This is a genomic window from Streptomyces sp. NPDC060205, assembly GCF_042728395.1.
Classification (GTDB): domain Bacteria; phylum Actinomycetota; class Actinomycetes; order Streptomycetales; family Streptomycetaceae; genus Streptomyces.
Window position 1 is genome coordinate 1 of record NZ_JBHWZP010000538.1, and the last position, 3973, is coordinate 3973.

At 67.8% G+C, this 3973-nt stretch carries 2 protein-coding genes; one reads left to right on the top strand and one right to left on the bottom strand.

Annotated elements, in window-relative coordinates; all coding sequences use genetic code 11:
* Positions 1-20: 20 nt before the first annotated feature.
* Positions 21-458: a DUF3052 domain-containing protein gene (locus tag ACFWGJ_RS42560; protein ID WP_055519877.1), complete on the bottom strand. Its 438-nt coding sequence runs from the start codon at positions 456-458 to the stop codon at positions 21-23.
* A gap of 497 nt (positions 459-955) precedes the next feature.
* Here ACFWGJ_RS42560 and aceE point away from each other — a divergent pair, with 497 nt between their 5' ends.
* On the top strand, positions 956-3703 hold the full coding sequence (aceE, locus tag ACFWGJ_RS42565) for a pyruvate dehydrogenase (acetyl-transferring), homodimeric type (RefSeq protein WP_387334333.1): 2748 nt from the start codon (positions 956-958) through the stop codon (positions 3701-3703).
* Positions 3704-3973: the final 270 nt, after the last annotated feature.

The window sequence follows — 3973 nt, forward strand, 5'->3', positions numbered from 1 at the left end:
CTCCTGGCCTCGGCTGCGCCTCAGCGCTTCTTGGCCGCCGTCTTCGGCGTAGCCAGCTTCGTGCCGCTCCAGTCCTTCCCCACGCTGATGCCCTTGGTCTGGGACAGACCCGCGGTCGTCACAGCTTCGGCGATGTCGCTGGGCTCCACATAACCGTCTCGGCCGGTCTTGGGCGTCAGCAGCAGGACGGCGCCGCCCTCTTCGACGTACGTGGTGGCATCCACCAGCGCATCCGTCAGGTCGCCGTCGTCGTCTCGGAACCAGAGCACAACGGCGTCGGCGACGTCGTCGTACTCCTCGTCCATGAGCTCGCTGCCGATTACTTCTTCAATGGCCGAGCGGAGCTCCTGGTCGACGTCGTCGTCGAAGCCGATCTCCTGGACCACCTGCTCGGGCTGGAATCCCAGCCTGGCGGCCAGGCTCGTCCGCTCCTCCGCGTGGTCCGCGGTCGCGCTCACGGGTTGCCTCCTGATCATGTTCGGTAATGGGGTCCTCCCCGGCCCGGGCCAAGCCGAGATCCTGGGGAAGTTCAAGCCACGCGCGTGCGCGCAGCATTGGCCGTAGTCCACACGGGCGGGGCGGATCGCGCAAGTACCCGGCCGTCAAGACCGCCGAAACGGTGACGATCCCGGCCGTGTCGCCGCAACTCCTGTCAGGGAATCACAGCCGTTGGTGACGCACACCACAGGAATCTGCCCGGTTTGTGAATTTCGGAACCCTACGAGGGTACGAGACTCGAATGCCTTTGCGGTACGCGTCACGGGTCGGGCGTATCGTTGCGATTTGCCGGACCCGCCCTTGGGAGAACGGTGCGAACGTGACGGTTACCTCTCGGTAGAGATGACGTTTCCGCTCCCGAGGTACACGATGGGGAACGGTGCAGACGCCCAGGAAACCAGAGATAAAGCAAAGAAAAAACTGAGAAGAAGCGGCCCCCCGAGAGCGAAGGAACAGCGTGGCTTCCGGACCCGATCGCAACCCGATCATCATTGGCGGCCTTCCGAGTCAGGTCCCTGACTTCGATCCCGAAGAGACCCAGGAGTGGCTCGACTCCCTCGACGCCGCCGTGGACCAGCGCGGCCGGGAGCGGGCCCGCTATCTCATGCTGAGGCTGATCGAACGCGCCCGCGAGAAGCGCGTGGCCGTTCCCGAGATGCGCAGCACCGACTACATCAACACCATCGCCACCAAGGACGAGCCGTTCTTCCCCGGCAACGAGGAGATCGAGCGCAAGATCCTGAACGCGACCCGCTGGAACGCGGCCGTGATGGTGTCCAGGGCCCAGCGGCCCGGTATCGGTGTCGGCGGCCACATCGCCACCTTCGCGTCCTCCGCCTCGCTCTACGACGTCGGCTTCAACCACTTCTTCCGCGGCAAGGACGGGGGTGACGGCGGCGACCAGATCTTCTTCCAGGGGCACGCCTCCCCCGGTATCTACGCCCGCGCGTTCCTCCTGGACCGCCTCGACGAGGCGCAGCTGGACGCGTTCCGCCAGGAGAAGTCGAAGGCACCGCGCGCGCTGTCCTCGTACCCGCATCCGCGTTCCATGCCGGACTTCTGGGAGTTCCCGACCGTCTCCATGGGCCTCGGTCCGCTCGGTGCGATCTTCCAGGCGCGGATGAACCGCTACATGGAGGCGCGTTCGCTCGCGGACACCTCCAAATCCCACGTCTGGGCGTTTCTCGGCGACGGCGAGATGGACGAGCCGGAGTCGCTGGGGCAGCTGTCCATCGCCGCGCGCGAGGGCCTGGACAACCTCACGTTCGTCGTCAACTGCAACCTCCAGCGCCTCGACGGGCCCGTACGCGGCAACGGGAAGATCATCCAGGAGCTGGAGTCGCAGTTCCGGGGTGCCGGCTGGAACGTCATCAAGCTGGTCTGGGACCGCAGCTGGGACCCGCTGCTCGCGCAGGACCGCGACGGTGTGCTCGTCAACAAGCTGAACACCACGCCCGACGGCCAGTTCCAGACGTACGCGACCGAGACCGGTGCGTACATCCGCGAGCACTTCTTCGGCGGCGACCACCGGCTGCGCGGCATGGTCGAGAACATGACCGACGACCAGATCCTGCACCTGGGCCGCGGCGGGCACGACCACCGGAAGGTCTACGCGGCCTTCGCGGCGGCCAAGGCGCACAAGGGCCAGCCGACCGTGGTCCTCGCGCAGACGGTCAAGGGCTGGACGCTCGGCCCGAACTTCGAGGGCCGCAACGCCACGCACCAGATGAAGAAGCTGACGGTCGCCGACCTCAAGGGCTTCCGCGACCGGCTGCACCTGCCGATCTCCGACAAGGAACTGGAGTCCGGCGCGCCGCCGTACTACCACCCGGGCCGGGACTCCGAAGAGATCCAGTACATGCACGACCGCCGCAAGGGCAACGGCGGGTACGTCCCGACACGTGTCGTGCGCTCGAAGCCGCTCGTGCTGCCCGAGGACAAGACGTACGCGAGTGTGAAGAAGGGTTCGGGTCAGCAGTCGATCGCCACGACCATGGCGTTCGTCCGGCTGCTCAAGGACCTTATGCGGGACAAGGAGATCGGCAAGCGGTTCGTGCTGATCGCGCCGGACGAGTACCGCACGTTCGGCATGGACTCGTTCTTCCCGAGCGCGAAGATCTACAACCCGCTGGGGCAGCAGTACGAGGCCGTGGACCGGGACCTGCTCCTCGCGTACAAGGAGTCGCCGACCGGGCAGATGCTGCACGACGGCATCTCCGAGGCGGGCTGTACGGCCTCCCTGATCGCGGCCGGTTCGGCCTACGCCACGCACGGCGAGCCGCTCATCCCGGTGTACGTCTTCTACTCGATGTTCGGTTTCCAGCGCACCGGTGACCAGTTCTGGCAGATGGCCGACCAGTTGGCGCGCGGCTTTGTGCTGGGCGCGACCGCCGGACGTACGACCCTGACCGGTGAGGGTCTGCAGCACGCGGACGGGCACTCGCAGCTGCTCGCCTCGACCAACCCGGGCTGTGTCGCGTACGACCCGGCCTACGGGTTCGAGATCGCGCACATCGTGAAGGACGGGCTGCGGCGGATGTACGGCTCCTCCGAGGAGCACCCGCACGGCGAGGACGTCTTCTACTACCTCACCGTCTACAACGAGCCGATCCAGCACCCCGCCGAGCCGGCGGACGTCGATGTCGAGGGCATCCTGAAGGGCATCCACCGCTTCGCGGCGGGCACTTCGGGCTCCATCCCGGCGCAGATCATGGCGTCCGGTGTGGCGGTGCCGTGGGCCGTCGAGGCGCAGCGGCTGCTCGCCGAGGACTGGGACGTACGGGCCGACGTGTGGTCGGCGACCTCCTGGAACGAGCTGCGGCGCGAGGCCGTGGAGGTGGAGCGGCACAACCTGCTGCACCCCGAGGAGGAGCAGCGCGTTCCGTATGTGACGCGCAAGCTGTCGGGCGCCGAGGGGCCGTTCGTGGCCGTTTCCGACTGGATGCGGTCGGTTCCGGACCAGATCTCGCGGTGGGTGCCCGGGACGTACCAGTCGCTGGGCGCCGACGGGTTCGGGTTCGCCGATACGCGCGGGGCCGCTCGGCGGTTCTTCCACATCGACGCGCAGTCGATCGTGGTGGGGGTCCTGACGGAGCTGGCGCGTGAGGGGAAGGTCGACCGGTCGCTGCTGAAGCAGGCGATCGACCGGTATCAGCTGCTCGATGTGGCCGCGGCCGATCCCGGGGCCGCGGGGGGTGACGCGTAGCGCGTCGCGCTCCGCGCGGGGATGACCTTCGGGTGCGGGTCCGTGGGGGCTGGTCGCGCAGTTCCCCGCGCCCCTTAAGAGCTTCGGGTGCGCGTGCGTGGGGGCTGGGCGCGCAGTTCCTCGCGCCCCTTAAAAGCACCGGGTGCGGGTGCTTGGGCGGCTGGCCGCGCAGTTCCCCGCGCCCCTTAAAAGCACCGGGTGCGGGTGCTTGGGCGGCTGGCCGCGCAGTTCCCCGCGCCCCTTCAAGACGGGGCCGCGCCCCGATAGGGG